14 protein-coding genes are annotated in these 14530 nt (G+C 66.1%); 6 read left to right on the top strand and 8 right to left on the bottom strand.

Translation table 11 applies throughout. From position 1 onward, the window contains the following. Nucleotides 1-40: 40 nt before the first annotated feature. Both ACODTW_RS16415 and ACODTW_RS16410 read right to left on the bottom strand, forming a co-directional pair. Nucleotides 41-616 carry a glutathione peroxidase gene (locus ACODTW_RS16415; protein ID WP_488947134.1) on the bottom strand — a complete coding sequence of 192 codons (576 nt, stop codon included), beginning with the start codon at nt 614-616 and terminating at the stop codon, nt 41-43. Between the two features lie 73 nt (nt 617-689). Continuing rightward, a complete protein-coding gene (locus tag ACODTW_RS16410) occupies nt 690-923 on the bottom strand; it encodes a hypothetical protein (protein WP_488947133.1) in 234 nt (77 codons plus the stop codon). Nucleotides 924-1037: 114 nt separating this feature from the next. On the opposite strand from ACODTW_RS16410, the gene ACODTW_RS16405 reads away from it, so the two are divergent. Next, nucleotides 1038-1592, top strand: coding sequence for an isochorismatase family protein (locus ACODTW_RS16405; RefSeq protein WP_488947132.1), 555 nt, complete (start codon nt 1038-1040; stop codon nt 1590-1592). 11 nt (nt 1593-1603) lie between these two features. On the opposite strand, the gene ACODTW_RS16400 is transcribed toward ACODTW_RS16405, so the two are convergent. Then, complete coding sequence (locus ACODTW_RS16400; RefSeq protein WP_488947131.1) at nt 1604-2080, bottom strand: Lrp/AsnC family transcriptional regulator; 477 nt, start codon at nt 2078-2080, stop codon at nt 1604-1606. Nucleotides 2081-2198: 118 nt separating this feature from the next. Between ACODTW_RS16400 and ACODTW_RS16395 the strand changes: the two genes are divergently transcribed. Both ACODTW_RS16395 and ACODTW_RS16390 read left to right on the top strand, forming a co-directional pair. Further along, nucleotides 2199-2438 (top strand): DUF6356 family protein, encoded by a 240-nt coding sequence (locus tag ACODTW_RS16395; protein ID WP_488947130.1) that lies wholly within the window; start codon nt 2199-2201, stop codon nt 2436-2438. Then, on the top strand, nt 2438-3469 hold the full coding sequence (locus ACODTW_RS16390) for a YeiH family protein (RefSeq protein WP_488947129.1): 1032 nt from the start codon (nt 2438-2440) through the stop codon (nt 3467-3469). Before ACODTW_RS16395 ends, ACODTW_RS16390 begins: the two co-directional genes overlap by 1 nt. A gap of 84 nt (nt 3470-3553) precedes the next feature. Here ACODTW_RS16390 and ACODTW_RS16385 read toward each other — a convergent pair whose 3' ends face one another. From ACODTW_RS16385 to ACODTW_RS16370, 4 genes are all read right to left on the bottom strand, one after another. Beyond that, complete coding sequence (locus ACODTW_RS16385; RefSeq protein WP_488947128.1) at nt 3554-4495, bottom strand: alpha/beta hydrolase; 942 nt, start codon at nt 4493-4495, stop codon at nt 3554-3556. 12 nt (nt 4496-4507) lie between these two features. Then, nucleotides 4508-6682 carry a TonB-dependent receptor gene (locus ACODTW_RS16380; RefSeq protein WP_488947127.1) on the bottom strand — a complete coding sequence of 725 codons (2175 nt, stop codon included), beginning with the start codon at nt 6680-6682 and terminating at the stop codon, nt 4508-4510. Nucleotides 6683-6848: 166 nt separating this feature from the next. After that, on the bottom strand, nt 6849-7238 hold the full coding sequence (locus ACODTW_RS16375; RefSeq protein WP_488947126.1) for a hypothetical protein: 390 nt from the start codon (nt 7236-7238) through the stop codon (nt 6849-6851). Nucleotides 7239-7243: 5 nt separating this feature from the next. Further along, on the bottom strand, nt 7244-9481 hold the full coding sequence (locus tag ACODTW_RS16370; protein ID WP_488947125.1) for an LPS-assembly protein LptD: 2238 nt from the start codon (nt 9479-9481) through the stop codon (nt 7244-7246). Between the two features lie 132 nt (nt 9482-9613). Here ACODTW_RS16370 and ACODTW_RS16365 point away from each other — a divergent pair, with 132 nt between their 5' ends. Further along, nucleotides 9614-10486, top strand: a complete 873-nt coding sequence (locus ACODTW_RS16365) for a LysR family transcriptional regulator (RefSeq protein WP_488947124.1) — start codon at nt 9614-9616, stop codon at nt 10484-10486. A 106-nt stretch (nt 10487-10592) separates the two neighbouring features. Continuing rightward, nucleotides 10593-11564 (top strand): quinone oxidoreductase family protein, encoded by a 972-nt coding sequence (locus tag ACODTW_RS16360; protein ID WP_488947123.1) that lies wholly within the window; start codon nt 10593-10595, stop codon nt 11562-11564. Between the two features lie 3 nt (nt 11565-11567). Here the strand turns inward: ACODTW_RS16360 and ACODTW_RS16355 are convergent, their stop codons facing one another. Further along, nucleotides 11568-13775 carry an intermembrane phospholipid transport protein YdbH family protein gene (locus ACODTW_RS16355; RefSeq protein WP_488947122.1) on the bottom strand — a complete coding sequence of 736 codons (2208 nt, stop codon included), beginning with the start codon at nt 13773-13775 and terminating at the stop codon, nt 11568-11570. A 113-nt stretch (nt 13776-13888) separates the two neighbouring features. On the opposite strand from ACODTW_RS16355, the gene ACODTW_RS16350 reads away from it, so the two are divergent. Further along, nucleotides 13889-14467 carry a peptidylprolyl isomerase gene (locus tag ACODTW_RS16350; protein WP_488947121.1) on the top strand — a complete coding sequence of 193 codons (579 nt, stop codon included), beginning with the start codon at nt 13889-13891 and terminating at the stop codon, nt 14465-14467. Nucleotides 14468-14530: the final 63 nt, after the last annotated feature.

Genomic DNA, 14530 nt, shown 5'->3' with positions numbered 1-14530 from the left:
ACCCTACTCCACCCGGTCACATAATTACAAGCCGGGGCCGTCAACCCTTGGGCAGCGCCTTCTCGATGGCAGCGGACAATTCGGCGGATTCAGGCGTCACCTTGGAGGAAAAAGCCTCAATCAGCTTGCCATCCGTGCTGATCAGATATTTGTGGAAATTCCACTTCGGCTCGCCCTTCTGCGCCGCCAGCCACTTGTAGAAGGGGTGGGCAGCGTCGCCCTTCACCGGTTCCTTCGTGGTCATGGGAAAGTCGATGGCGAAATTGACGTCACAGAATTCCTTGATCTCCTTGGCGGAACCCGGCTCCTGCCCGCCGAAATCATTGGACGGCACGCCCAGCACGATCAGGCCCTTGTCCTTGTACTTTTCCCACAGAGCCTCCAGCCCCTTATATTGCGGGGTGTAGCCGCACATGGAGGCGGTGTTGACCACCAGCACAGCCTTGCCGCGATAGCTGTCCAGCTTCAAGGCGCCACCTTCGATGGCCGTGAAACTGAAATCATAGGCGTCTTCCGCCCGCGCCGCATCCGTCATGCCGATCATCCCCATCATTGCCAGACCACCGGCCAGGGCCAGGACGGCCCGACGGCCCGCAAACCAGGACTTGCTGTTCATGCTGCACCTTGCGTCAGAGAGGTTTCCAGAATGTAGTACGCGGAACCGTCCCGTCCAGTCTTCTCCCCCGCAATCACAGGCGCATGGCCACCTGCTTGGGATCGGCATTCCGGGCCAGACACTTGGCCAGGGCATCCGCCCGCTCCGCCGTCGCCTCTTCACCGGGCTTCGATGCCTGGACATAGGCGGCGCACCCGGCAAAATGCGGATGTTCATCGGCCACCTGCAGGGGCGGCATCACCATGTCCGGACCGGAGCAGGCGGCCAGCCCCAGACATAGTGCCAACAACATGACAAAGCGGCCCATCGCCGCCTCCCTTGCGGTTTCAAATCAGATGCTGAATTGAAACGTTCCGGGGCTTGCGGCGCAGTGACAGGCCGCACAGAGTGAGATTGATGTCTTCGCGCAAAGGAGAGTGCCATGGCGCCCCTGGTTCCGCCCACCCTGACATTGGCCGCCGATCACAGCCGCCTTGTTTTTATCGACCTTCAGGACCGGCTGCTGAAAGCGATCGATGGGGCCGACACCGTGGTGGCCCGCGCCCTGGTGCTGGCCCGCGCGGCGGAACGGCTGGGCGTGCCGATGGCAGCGACGGAACAGAACCCGGGTGGCATCGGCCCCACCACCCAGACCTTGGGCGCCCTGGTGCCCCGCCGCTTCGCCAAGGTTCACTTCTCCGCTGCGGAAGAGGCAGATTTCCTGGGGTGGACGGCGGGCGGCGGCACCGTCATCCTGGCCGGCACGGAGACCCATGTCTGCGTGCTGCAAACAGCACTCGGCCTGAAGGCGCTGGGGCTGCGCACGACCGTCGTGGCTGATGCCTGCGGGTCGCGCCAGGCCGCCGACAAGCAGGCCGCCCTGGACCGCCTGCGCTTCCACGGGGTGGAGATCGTGACGACGGAAATGGTCGTGTTCGAATGGCTGCACCGCTATGATCGGCCGGAATTCAAGGAGCTGCTGCGGCTGATCAAGTAACCAGCCCTTCGTTACCCCTGCACATAATCCAGGGGCAGTTCGGTCGTGTATTTCAGACATTCCATGGAAAAGCCTGCGGAGACATCCGACAGGTCCACCACCTTGATCAGCCGCTTATAAAGCGCATCATAGCCGGCAATGCTGTCGACCATGAACTTCACCATATAGTCGATATCGCCCGACATGCGGTGCAGTTCGATCACCTCCGGGAAGCGGCTGACGCCTGCGGCGAACTTCTCCAGCCACTCTTCCGAATGATTGGCGGCACGGATCAGGATGAAGCCTGTCAGCCCCAGATTGAGCTTGCGTGGATTCAACAGCGCCACCCGCTTGCGGATCACGCCTTCATCCTCCAGCCGCTTGATGCGACGCCAGCACGGGGTCTGTGACACACCGGCCCGGTCCGCAATCTCCGCCACAGAGCCGGAGGCATCCTGTTGCAACGTTGCCAGGATCTTCAGGTCGATGCTGTCCAAAATATTCTCCATTCCTGCACTTGTGTAGGAAATTATCACATCATCCGCAGCATGCGCCCACAGGATTTGGAGAAAAATCGACGCGGTTCGTTGCTATGTTTTCCCCATCAGATTTTCAGGGGAATGGGTCATGCTGCACCGTCTGTTCAACGAACATCCGGCCTCCGTGGGCGAAAGCTATCTGGCGCACATGGGGCAGGCCTTTTCGTTCGGCGCCACCATGATCCTGGCCGGCATCGCCTGCCTGCTGCATGGGTTCCTGCCCTTCCTGTTCACCCGTACCGGCAGCAACGCCATCCGCCGGCTGCACACGCGCATGGTCACCCATCGTGACCGGCGCATGGCGCCGGTGGACGGAAAGCCCGCCTGATGAGCATGGGCTCGCTCGCCAGCGCGCCGGCGCGGCTGCCGCTGTGGAATGCGGTGCGCGCACCCTTGCCGGGGCTGCTGCTGGCCGGCACTGTGGCGCTGGCGTCAGCCCATCTGGCCGCGTGGCAGGGCGGGCCCGTCATGCTCTATGCCCTGCTGATCGGCATGGGCTTTCATTTCCTGGCCATCGACACGCGCTGTCAGCCCGGCATCACCATCGCCACCAAGCCGGTGCTGCGCCTGGGCGTGGCCCTGCTCGGCGTCAAGGTCACGCTGGCTGACATGGCCGGTCTTGGCTGGGGCGCCATCGGGCTGTCGGTCTCCGCCCTGCTGGTGGCCCTGCTGGGCGGCTATGCCCTGGGCCGCGCGCTGAAGCTGGAACGCACCCATGCGCTGCTGTCGGCGGGGGCGGTCGCCATCTGCGGTGCGTCGGCAGCCCTGGCCATCGCCGCGGCATTGCCCGCCCGCCGCCAATGCGAAAAATCCACGCTGCTGGTCGTGGTCGGGGTCACGGCCCTGTCAACCCTGGCCATGCTGGCCTATCCGCTGCTGACGCGCCTGATCGGGCTGGACGACACCCAGGCCGGCTTGTTCTTCGGCGCCACCATCCATGATGTGGCGCAGGTGGTGGGGGCGGGCTATCTGGTGTCCGACCACGCGGCGGAGGTGGCGGCCGTCACCAAGCTGATGCGGGTCGCCTGCCTGGTGCCCGTAGTGCTGATCATCACTTGGCTGTTCCGCGGCAGGGGCGCCGACGACAAGGCTGCCGCACCGCCCTTCCCCCTGTTCCTGCTGGGTTTCCTGGCCCTGATGGCAGCCAACAGTGCCGGGCTTTTCCCCTCCACCCTGGTGGCGGGGCTGGGCGAACTGTCGCGCGCCTGCCTGATCACGGCCGTGGCAGGGCTGGGCATGAAGACCAGCCTGCGTTCCATGGCGGCTCTGGGCCCGCGCCCCGTCGCGGCACTGGCCCTGACCACGCTGCTGATGGCCGCCTACGCACTGGGCTTCATTCTGCTGACGGCGGCGGTATAAAAAAACCTGTCCGCCGGGTTGCCCCGACGGACAGGGTGCAGACCCCCGGGCCGCTTTGCGCCGGCCCCGGGGTGGGAGAACTTCTTACAACACCTGCCGCAACCGATCCGCCACCAGCGCAATGGCCTCGCGCCCCACCGGCAAACTGCCGGCGAATGACATGAAGCCGTGGAAGGTACCGGGGAAATCCACATGCTCCGCCTGTCCCCCGGCATCGCGCAGCCGCTGGGCATAAAGCGCCCCTTCATCGCGCAGCGGGTCAAACCCACCCGTCACGACCAAGGCCCGCGGCAGGCCGCGCAGATCAGGCGCCATCAGGGGCGACACTGCCGGCAGGACGGCCAAAGACGGGTCGGGCAGATAGTTCTTCTTGGCCCAGGCGATACCCTCGCGGGAGAGGAAATACTCACCATTGCCATTGGTGGTCCGGGATACCAGCCGCGGATCGCTGTCCAGCAGGGTCAGCACGGGGTACAACAGCACCTGCAACCGCGGCCGCAGCTCCGCCGGAGACAGCAGCAGGCAAACGGCCGCCGCCAGCGTACCGCCGGCACTGTCGCCACCGATGGCCAGACGCATGGGGTTGCCGCCGTGCCAGCCGATTTGTGACAGGGCCCAGCGCGTGGCGTTCAGCGCGTCATCCAGCGGCGCCGGGAACGGATGTTCCGGTGCCAGCCGGTAGCCGACGGAGACGATGAGGCAGCCCGCCTGCGCCGCCATGTGCGACAGCATGGCGTCATAGCAGGCGAGGCCCCCCATGCTCCACCCGCCGCCATGGAAGAACAGCAGGGTGGGCAACGGACCGGTCGCCCCCACAGGACGATAGAGGCGCAACGGCAGTTGGTGATCGGTCAGGGCCAGGCTTTCCAGGCGGATGGCGACATCCTGGGAAATCGGCCCGCCCAGCTGGCTGAACAGCGCGTCATAGTCGCGACGGGCAGCCGCCATGTCGATATCGTCGATGGCGGTGCCGCCCGCCTGCCGGAATGTCTCCAGCAGGGCCAGCGATTGCGGATCCAGACCCAAGGCAGGCCCCCGTCAGTAGCGATATTTCAGGCTGAAGGACCAGGTGCGCGGCGCGCCGTAATAGGCGAGCTGATAGCCCATGCTGTCCGACAGGTCGAAGCCATGGGTGATGTAGCGCTTGTCCAGCAGGTTGCGCACACCCATCTGGGCGGTCCAATGATCGTCGGCCGTTTCGAACGCCAACTGGGCGTTCAGCAGCGTATAGCCCTTCTGGGCCAGGATCTCGCTGCTGGACACGGTGGGGTAGGTCTTGGACCGGTATTCGGCATCGGCATCAAAGACCAGATCGCCGGCATCGAACACCGGATGGCGCCAGTTCAGGCCCAGCCGATAGCTGGTCTTGGGCGAATTGACGGGCGTGCGCAGCGCGGCAATGTCCTTGCCGCCCGGCCCGATATATTCGTCATATTTGGCACTCATCAGGGCGATGGTGCCGGTCAGGGTCACTTCCCGTGACACCCGCGCATTGGCCTCCACCTCCAGGCCCCGGGTCGTGGCGGCACCGGCATTGGTGAACAGGGCGGCGAAGCTGCCCTTGGCATCCGCCACGAAGCTGGAAAGCTGCAAATCCTTGTAGTCGTTATAGAAGGCCGCAAGGTTCAGCGTCGCGCGCCCGTCCCACAGGGTGGATTTCAGCCCCGCCTCGTATGACCACATGGTTTCCGGATCATAGGGCACGGCTTGGGTGGCGTCATTGGATCGGCCGTCGAACCCGCCGCTCTTGAACCCGCGGGCGGCACTGGCATAGGCCATGACGTCGTCATTGATCTTGTAATCAACACCGACCTTGGGCGACAGCGACGACCAGTCGCCATCGGTATCGACATTGGTGATCAGCAGGCCGCCACCCATCCTGGTCGGCACGGGGGCCGCAGGCGCCAGGAATTCCTGGGTGCGGCGGAAATCCTTCTTTTCATAGGTATAGCGAAGCCCCGCCGTCAACGACAGCGCATCGGTCAGGTGATAGCTGCCCTGGCCGTACGCCGCATAGGACTTGTTGGTCTGGTCGTTCAAGGACGCCGTGACCAGACTGATGACGGGACCGTAAAGCCCGCTCAAGGTCTCGTCATGTTCGCGGAAATAATAAAGCCCGAAGACCCCATCGAACCGGTCGCTGCGCACATTGGCCTGGAATTCCTGGCTGAACTGCTTCTGCGCCTCGTCCACATAGACGCCGAAGATGGCGGCCTTGGTGGCATCCAGGTCCAGATGCGTGTCGTAATCCATCGTGCGATAGGCGGTGATGGATTTCAGCGTCAAGGCGTCATTGACGTCATAGCCGATATTGGCCGCCGCCCCGCGCACCTTCAGCTTGTTCAGGTCGTTGAAATCGGCATCCACCTTCAACGGCGTGCGGCTGGCGGCCGTGCCGAACACGGGCGTGGCGCGGGCCGGCGTGCGGGAGGTATCGGGCGTGTCGTCCGACCCGTCGACCGACAGGGTGACGGACAGCGCCTCGCTGGGGGTGCCATGCAGGGCCAGGCGCCAGGCGAAGGTGTCCTTGTCGCCATCATCCTTGCCATCCACGGAATTGGTGGCATAGCCATCGCGCGACAGATAGGCGACGGCGGCACTGGCGGCCAGCTTTTCCGGGATCAGGGCGCCGCGCAGGCTGGCCTTCACGTCCAACCGGTCATAGGAACCGCCCGTGACTTCCAGCGCCGCCGCCGTGCGGTCGTCGGGCTGCTTGGACACGAACTTGACGGCGCCGCCGATGGTGTTGCGACCGTAGAGCGTGCCCTGCGGCCCGCGCAGTACCTCGATCCGCTCCACATCGAACACATCCAGGAAGGCACCCTGGGCCCGGCCCAGATAGACATCGTCGACATAGATGCCGACACCGGGGTCCGCGAAGGCCAGGCTGTCGATCTGGCCGACGCCGCGGATATAGACGACGGCGTTCGACGCGTCGCCTTCATGCAGGGTCAGGTTCGGCACGGCGGCCTGCAAATCGCCCAGATTGGCGGCGCCCAGCCGTTCCAGCATGTCGGCCGACAGGGCCGTGACGGCCACGGGCGCATCCTGCAACCGTTCCTCCGACCGGCGGGCCGTCACCACAATCTCTTCCAGCGTCAGGCTGTCGGCAGCCGGCTGCTGCTGCGCCATGGCGGGCAGTGCCGCCAGCATCGCCGTTCCCGTCAGCAGAGCCATGGTGTGGGGGTGGCGCGGTGCGCGTGTCTTGGCCATCTTCCGTCCCTGTATGTTCTGTATTGTCCACCACCGGTCGCGTCCAAAAAGGATACGCCAGCGTTATCCACACCATGGCGTGGGGAGCCGGTCCGGATATACAGAAGAGACAGCGGACATGATTGCCGCAAATTCTGCGCCTATTGTGCGGATGCGAACGGGACCGTCAATCCGCGCCGATCGTGTCCCGCGCCATCTGCAAGGTGCGGCTGAAATGACCGCGGATCACCTGTTCCAGCTTGGGCGTGGGCACAACGAAGGCGTTGCGCCCATCCAGATCAGCCTTGCGCTTTTCCAGATAGCCGTCATCGACGGCACGCTTGATCCGATCCTCCCGCGTGCGGTTGGACCCCGATTTCATGGTCTGGCAGGCCGCACTGACCGTCAGCGGCGCATGCCGCCAATGGGCCACGGTGCAGCCCACGAACAGGTACCAATATTCCTGGGTGAAATAGCCGGGCCTGTTCTCGAACGCCCGGTCCCAATCGCGTGCGTAATTTTCCAGGAAATCCAGCCAGCGGAACAGGTCCTGATCGCTGATATCCCTGGTCGTCATGCCGCTCACTGCTGTTGTTGACCGAACACGGAGCCGGAGATGGCGGGGCTCATGAACTCGCCCAGGTTCTTCAGCACCACGCGGAAGAACAGGCGGTCACCCGTATCGATACCGGTACGCCTTGTATAATCCCGTTCGCCCACCAGTTGGAAGGTCAGGCATTCCTCCTGATAGGTCAGGGTGGCGCTGCTCAACACCGGTCCGCCGCCGGCGGCCAGGTCACGGCGGTGATTGATGCCGATTGACCAGCGGTCGGTAATGGCCGAACTGATGCCCAGCGTCAGTTCCTCGCGGTTACGGGTGGCCAGACCGTCATCCTGGGTCAGCTTGTCCAGATAAACGTATGAACCGGTCACGCGGAACTGCGAAGGACCGAACACGCCATACACATCGTGCAGCCGCTGCGCCAGATTGTGGCTGTCCAGACGGAAGGAGTAGGAAACATCCATCCAGGGGCTGGGCGTCAGTTCCACCTTGCCCACCACATCGGACGTGCGGCGGCGCAGACCGGACCCGATGGGGAAATCAGTATCGCCCTTCAGCTTCTGGCTCTGGCCCAGGAAAATATTGCTGGACCCGCCGCCAAAGCCGAAGAAGCCCGCCTTCACACCGTAGGTGACGCGCTGCCCTCCCTCCAGCCGGTCAATGCCGGGGTAGCGCGAGGTCTGGAACAGGTTCGTGTAATCGAACTCGATATCCTGGCTGTCTTCGTTGGGGATGTTTGAACTGTTGCTGATATTGGGGGCGGCTGACAGCATGACCAGCGGCTCGATCAGGGTCTGCACCGTGTCATCCTGGCGCGCCAGCGGGTATGAGAGGGTCCAGTCCGCATGGGCGAAAGGCCGTACCCGCGTCTTGTCGCCGTCCGCCACCGTGCCATCGGCATAGTGCAGGTTGCTGACCCAATAGGCGTCGGTCCGCGCCTGGGCATTCATCGTCGACACCAGACCAAAATTGGTGATGTCGTCCCGTCGCCAGCCGACCGAACCGGACAGGCGGCGCGTGTCATTGCCATCATTGCGCAACAACGACAGGAAGCCTGCATCCGCCGACCAGCGCCCCCCCAGAATTCCACCCGGCTCACCCAGCGCGCTGTAGGTGACCATGGGCAGGACCAGCGGCTCCTCCTCCGGATTGTTGGGGCGCAGGTCCTGGAAATCATAGACATTGATGGACAGGTAGTTGCGCGCATCGAACTGTTCGACATAGGCGCGGCTCGCCAGAATATCTTCCCGGCTGTAATCATAGCGGCGCAGGAAGGTGTCGTCGGTCACGCGGCGCAGGTCGAAACCCCAGCGCCATTGATCATCGATATCGAACCGGCCCGTGCCGAAGACATAGCCCCGGAATTCCTTGTCCGTCACCACGCCGGATGTCGTGTCGCGCGCCCGGTCGGCATAGGTGCCGCTGGCATTCAGTGTCAGGCTGCCCGTGGCGAAGCGCTGGCGATATTCGCCGCCCAGCAGCAGCTTGTCCTTCACGCTGGGCACGACTTCCAGGGTGAAGTCCTTCGACTCGTCGATATCGAAGAAATAATAGAGCCTGGCATAGGTGCCCAGATCGGAACTGATGCCGCCGCTGGGCGCCAGAAAGCCGCTGCGCCGTTCCACCGTCGGGTCCGGATGCCCGAAGAAGGGCAGCCACATGACCGGCACGCCCGCCACTTCCAGCGTCGCGTCCCGGTAATAGACGTCGTGATTGCCCTGGTCATGGGTGATACGGGCGGCGCGGATCTGCCAGATGGGCGGGCGCGACGGATCCTCGGCGCACAGTTCGCACGGGGAATAGACGGCATTTTCCATGCGGGTATAGCGACCGTCCAGCCGCTCACCCTGCATGGCCGCGAATTTGGAATTGTCCGACAGCAGCACGCGGACCTGATCGACGAAGCCTTTCTGCAGATCGTCGGTCAATTCCAGGTAGTTGGCGAACAGCACCTCGCCCGTCGGCTCCAGGATGGAGACATTGCCCGACGCGGTGACGACATTGGTCTTTTCTGAAAAGCTGACGGTGTCGGCCAGCAGCAGCCGCGCACCCTGGCTCAGTTCCACATGGCCGCGCGCGGTGACGATGCCCAGGTCATGATCATAGTCCACCTGCTCGGCCGACAGCAGCACGGGCTGGCCCGTCTCCTTGGCGGACGGGTCAGCCGCCGGCTGATCGGCGGCAAGGGCGGGAGCCACCAGCCCATACGCCAGCGCCGTGGACAGAAGCAGGCGGCGAAGGAAGCGGGCGGTCGTCATCTGATTGGGCATCTCGATCACTGGCATCGTCGCTAGCTTGTCCCCGACCACACAGATCGTGTCAACTAAAGCCACCCACGGCGCATCCGCGCTATGTTGTCGTTGCGGGGCATGCTGATAAGGGGCTGTGGCATGGATTGGAACGATCTGCGGCATTTTCTGGCCGTGGCGCGGCTGGGCGGCCTGTCGGCGGCGGCCCGCGCCAGCGGCGGCAGCCCCGCCACGATCGGCCGGCATATCCAGTCGCTGGAGAATTCGCTGGGCGTCGCCTTGTTCGAACGGCTGCGCGACGGCTATGTGCTGACGCCCGCCGGACGCGACCTGCTGATCCGGGCCGAAGCGGCGGAAGCGGCCATTGACGCCGTGATGCGCGGGGCCGATGCCGATGATGGCGGGCTGCGCGGCACCGTGCGGCTGGCCACGGCGGAGGCGACAGCCGCCTACCTGATCGCCCCCGCCCTGCCGGCCTTGCGCGCCGCCCATCCTGACCTGACGCTGGAAATCGTGACCGGTGTCTCGGTCGTCAGCCTGTCGCGCCGCGAAAGCGATCTGGCCCTGCGTCTGGTCCGGCCGGACCAGGGCGACCATGTCCGCCGCCGCGTCGGCACCCTGGGCTTCGGCTTTTACGCAGCCCCGGCTCTGGCGGAACAGGCCGGGGGCGATCCGTGGACGCTGCCGCTGGTAGGGTGGGACCCGACCATGGCGCATCTGCGCTCCGCCGAATGGCTGCGCAAGTTCGGGCGGGGGCCTATTGCGGCCACGGCCGGCACCATGAATGTGCAGATTGCCCTGACGGTCGCCGGCGTCGGGGCCGCCATCCTGCCCTGTCTGGCCGCCGATGCCGTGCCGGGGCTGGTGCGGCTGGTCGGGCCTGACCAGATCGGGTTCCAGGATCTGTGGCTGGTCGCCCATGCCGACCTGTCGCGCGTGGCCCGTGTGCGGGCGGTGATGGACTTTCTGGGCGACCTGTGTCGGGACCATGCAGCCCGGTTGCGGGGCATCTGACGGCTTTTCATTTTTGAAAAATAATTGATCATTGACCACTATTTCTGAAACAACTGTCAGGGCGTATCCCGATTGGCATCGCTTGCCACGCAATCGGGAGAACATCATGAGCGTGATCGTCGAACTGACGGGCCTGGGCGGCCCGGAAAACCTTGTTGCGCGGGAGATTGACCTGCCTGCGCCCGCCGCCGGTGAGGTCAGGCTGCGCCACACCGCCATCGGCTTCAATTACCTGGACGTCTATCTGCGCCAAGGCGTCTATCCCGTCGCCCTGCCCGCCGTGCTGGGGGTGGAGGCGGCGGGTGTGGTGACGGCGGTGGGTGAGGGGGTGACGGGTGTCCGCCCTGGCGACCGCGTCGCCTATGCCGGCCCCACCGGCGCCTATGCCAGCGAACGCAACATCGCTGCCCGCCATCTGGTTCCCCTTCCTGATGGTGTCAGCGACCAGGCGGCGGCCGCCCTGATCTTCAAGGGTCTGACGGCCCACATGCTGGTCCGTCGCGTCCATCGGGTGGCAGCAGGCGATACGGTGCTGGTGCATGCCGCCGCCGGTGGCGTGGGGCAGATCCTGTCGCGCTGGTCCAAGGCGCTGGGCGCCACCGTCGTCGGCACCGTGGGCAGCGAGGCGAAGATTACCGCCGCCAAGGCCGCAGGCGCCGACCATGTGGCCGTGCTGGGCCGCGACGATGTGCCGGCCCTGGTCCGGGTGGCCTCCGACGGTATCGGCGCGGCTGTCGCCTATGACAGCGTGGGCCGCGACACAGTGGAGGCCAGCCTGGGCAGCCTGCGCCCCTTCGGCATCTTCGCCTCCTTCGGGCAGGCCTCGGGCGAGGTGCCGCCGATCAGCGCCGGGCAGTTGCGCCAGCATGGCTCAGCCTTCTTCGTCCGGCCCACCGTCTATCACCATATCGCGGATACGGGCGTCTACCGGGCGGCGGCGGCGGAACTGTTCGCGCTGCTGGCCGATGGCACCCTGTCGGCCGATATTGCCGCCACCTTCACCCTGGCCGACACCGCCCGCCTGCACCATCTGGCAGAGACGCGGCAGACGGTGGGGTCGGTGCTGCTGATCCCTTGAGCATCAGTCCTTGCGGGCCCGGAAAGCCGCCATCGCCGCCGTCACATCGTCCGGCAGCGGCGGCAACGGGCCTGCGTGCGGCGGCACCGGGGCCAGCACCAGCGACAATGGCATGCGATAGCCGCCATAGAGCGCCGGGTTCGCCCCATCCAGCACCAGCCGGTGGCCATTGCCGGACAGAACCAGTTCCAGCTGATCATAGCGGTAATCGGCCAGGGCGCGGCTGACCAGGGCCAGGCTGTCATTGCGATGCCGGTCCAGCCAGACCGGCGGCTCCGTCCCCGCGACGGCGATCCGCCCCGGCTGGGCCGCGCGCAGGCTGCCCGGCCCGACCACGGCCCCTTCTCCGGACAGGCGCAGGGGGACCGTGCCGATCAACAGCCCATCGGCACCCGTACCGGTCACACCTAAGGAGGCAAGGGCCGCGTTCACTGGCATCTGCGCGATATTGAGCGCCAGATCCAGATGGTGCTGCCCCAGGCGGTAGAGGGCGGGCGCCACCGTTACCGGCATCCCGGCCCAGTGGAACGGTTCCGCCGTCACCCGCAGCAATCCATCGCCACCCAGCGACAGGCCGACCGCCCCCTCCGTCAATGGAAACCCGATATCCGCCATCCCGACAGACAGGCGCTGCACCGGCATGGACAGGGGTGACAAGCGGTCGAAGCGCAGCACACCGTTCACGCCGGCCAGGCGCGCGCCCGGTACCGACAGGCCGACATTCTCCAGCATTATGTCGGCTGCCCCGTCGGCCCCACCTTCATGCCAGCCGGCTGTGATGCGGGCAGCCAGAGTACCGGTCAGCCCGTCCGGCAACGGCGCGCCGGGCAGCAACGCCTGCACTGTCGCCCCCTCCCCATCCAGCTGCAGCGGCGACAGGACAAGGCTCAGGCGGCCGCGGTCCCCACCGGCCACCATGTCGACGGCACCGGACAGTCGCGGGCCTGACGTCGCAGCGGCATTCCATTCCAGCCGCAGTTCCCCTGCGGGATCACCCCGCAGCCGCGATTGCACCGGCAAGGGCGGCAGCCAGGGCAGGCGGACGGATGCGGCAGCGATCTGAATATCCAGGGGCAGCGCCACGGGACCGGCCAGGGCCAATCCCCGCACCTCCGCCCCCAGGGTGGGAATGGACAGTCCGCCGCCGGCCCCGGCACCGGCCAGCCACCAGACGCCGTCGCGCCGCGTCGCCGTCGCCGCCAGTGTCAGGGCATTGTCGCGCGGCCCCTCGCCGAAGGCCACACCACGCGCCGTCAGGCGCAGATCGACAGCCGGTGCAGTGGCCGGCCAACCGGTCAGGTCGATATCATCGGCCAACGCCGTCACCTCCACCGGCCCGCCCGCCAATGCCGGCGCCGCCCAACCCAGCCTTTGCAGGAAGGGCCCCAGTTCGGCGACCGCCAACTTGGCCTCCAGCCGTGCCCGCCCCTTGTCGCCGGGGCGCAGGCTGGCATCGGCGCGGGCGATGCCGGGCCATTGCAGGGCAGCCGCCCCCTGCCCGTTGCGCCAGGACACGGTCAGGTCCGGTGCCCCCTCCCGCAGACGCTTTGCCTCCAGCTCAATCTCGGCAAGTGCCACCTGACGGTCCTTCCAGCGCAGCCGGCCCCTGCCGGACAGGCTGGGCGCCTGTGGCCCGCCATCGGGCGACAGGGCGAAAGCCAGTTCGTCCAGGCTCCCGTCACGCAAGCCCAGGGAAAGGTCGGCACCGGCCAGGGCGCCCGCCATGGCGGCACGGCCCTTCAGCGTGCCGCGCCACACCGCCCCATCCGGAATCCATTGGCCGTCGGCGTCGATCGTCAATGGCGGCAAACCGGCCGGTGGCACCAGGGTCAGATGCGCCTGTTCCAGGGTCAGGGGCCCGTCCAGCGGCAGGGCGGCAGCGCCCACCGGGAGACGCGCGCCGCCCGCCCCCACCGGCAGTGACAGGCGCAGGCCCCGCACCCGCACCGATTCTGCCCGTCCCCGCCACAGCCCCATCGGCGTGTAGGCGATTTCCACCGCATCGGCCCCCTGTTCCCCGCCCAGGCTGAAGGCGCCGGTGGCGGAGCCAAGGCCCAGATGGTCAAGGGCCAGCACGGCCTGTGGATATCCGGCGACCTGCAAGGCGGCGGTCCAGCGGGCGGACAGGATGGAGGGCAGCGCCAGCCAAAGCACCAGCAGTGCCAGGGCCAGCCCAGCCCCCGCCATGATCGCCGTCCGCCGCTTCGTCACCACGCCATCTCCACCCGGCAAATCCCGCCGCCTGCTGCGCCGCACCGCAGCTTTCCATGCAAGGATGCGGCCGTTATCCTGTCGCCCGCAACCTTGCCGGATCGATGCCGCCCATGCTGAAGCACCTGTTCATCCTCTTCTCGCTCCTGCTCCTGGTCCCGACGGCGATGGCCGACCGGCCCAAGCCCGTGCCAGAGGAAACCTTGATCATGGAGTTGAAGACCGGCACCGTGACCATCCAGATGCGGCCGGACCTGGCCCCGCTGCACGTCGCCCGCATCAAGCAGCTGGTGCGGCGCGGCTTTTATGATGGCTTGGCCTTCCACCGGGTGGTGCCCGGCTTCCTGGCCCAGGCGGGCGACCCCAGCGGGACAGGCCGGGGCGGCACGGGCCGCTGGCTGGAGCTGGAACCCAGCAAGGAACCGCATGTGCGCGGTACCGTCTCTATGGCGCGCGGCATGAACCGCAACAGCGGCGATTGCCAGTTCTTCATCCTGATGAATGCCGACCCGACGCTGGATGGCGAATATACCGCCTGGGGGCATGTGCTGAAGGGCATGGACCTGATCGACAGGTTGAAGGTCGGGGACAAAAAGACGGGCCGTGTCACCGATCCCGATCGGATCGTGTCCATGCGCATCGCGTCCGACCCACCGCGCCCGGCACCCCCGCCAGCGCCCCCGGCGAAATAGCAGGCACCCCCCGCGACGGGCACGGTTCCCATCCGGCGGCGATGCCGCTATGGTACGCACCGG

This window comes from Niveispirillum sp. FG148, from assembly GCF_057809655.1.
Note: the sequence above shows the minus strand (reverse complement) of the source record. Positions and strands in the feature narration are given on the sequence as shown.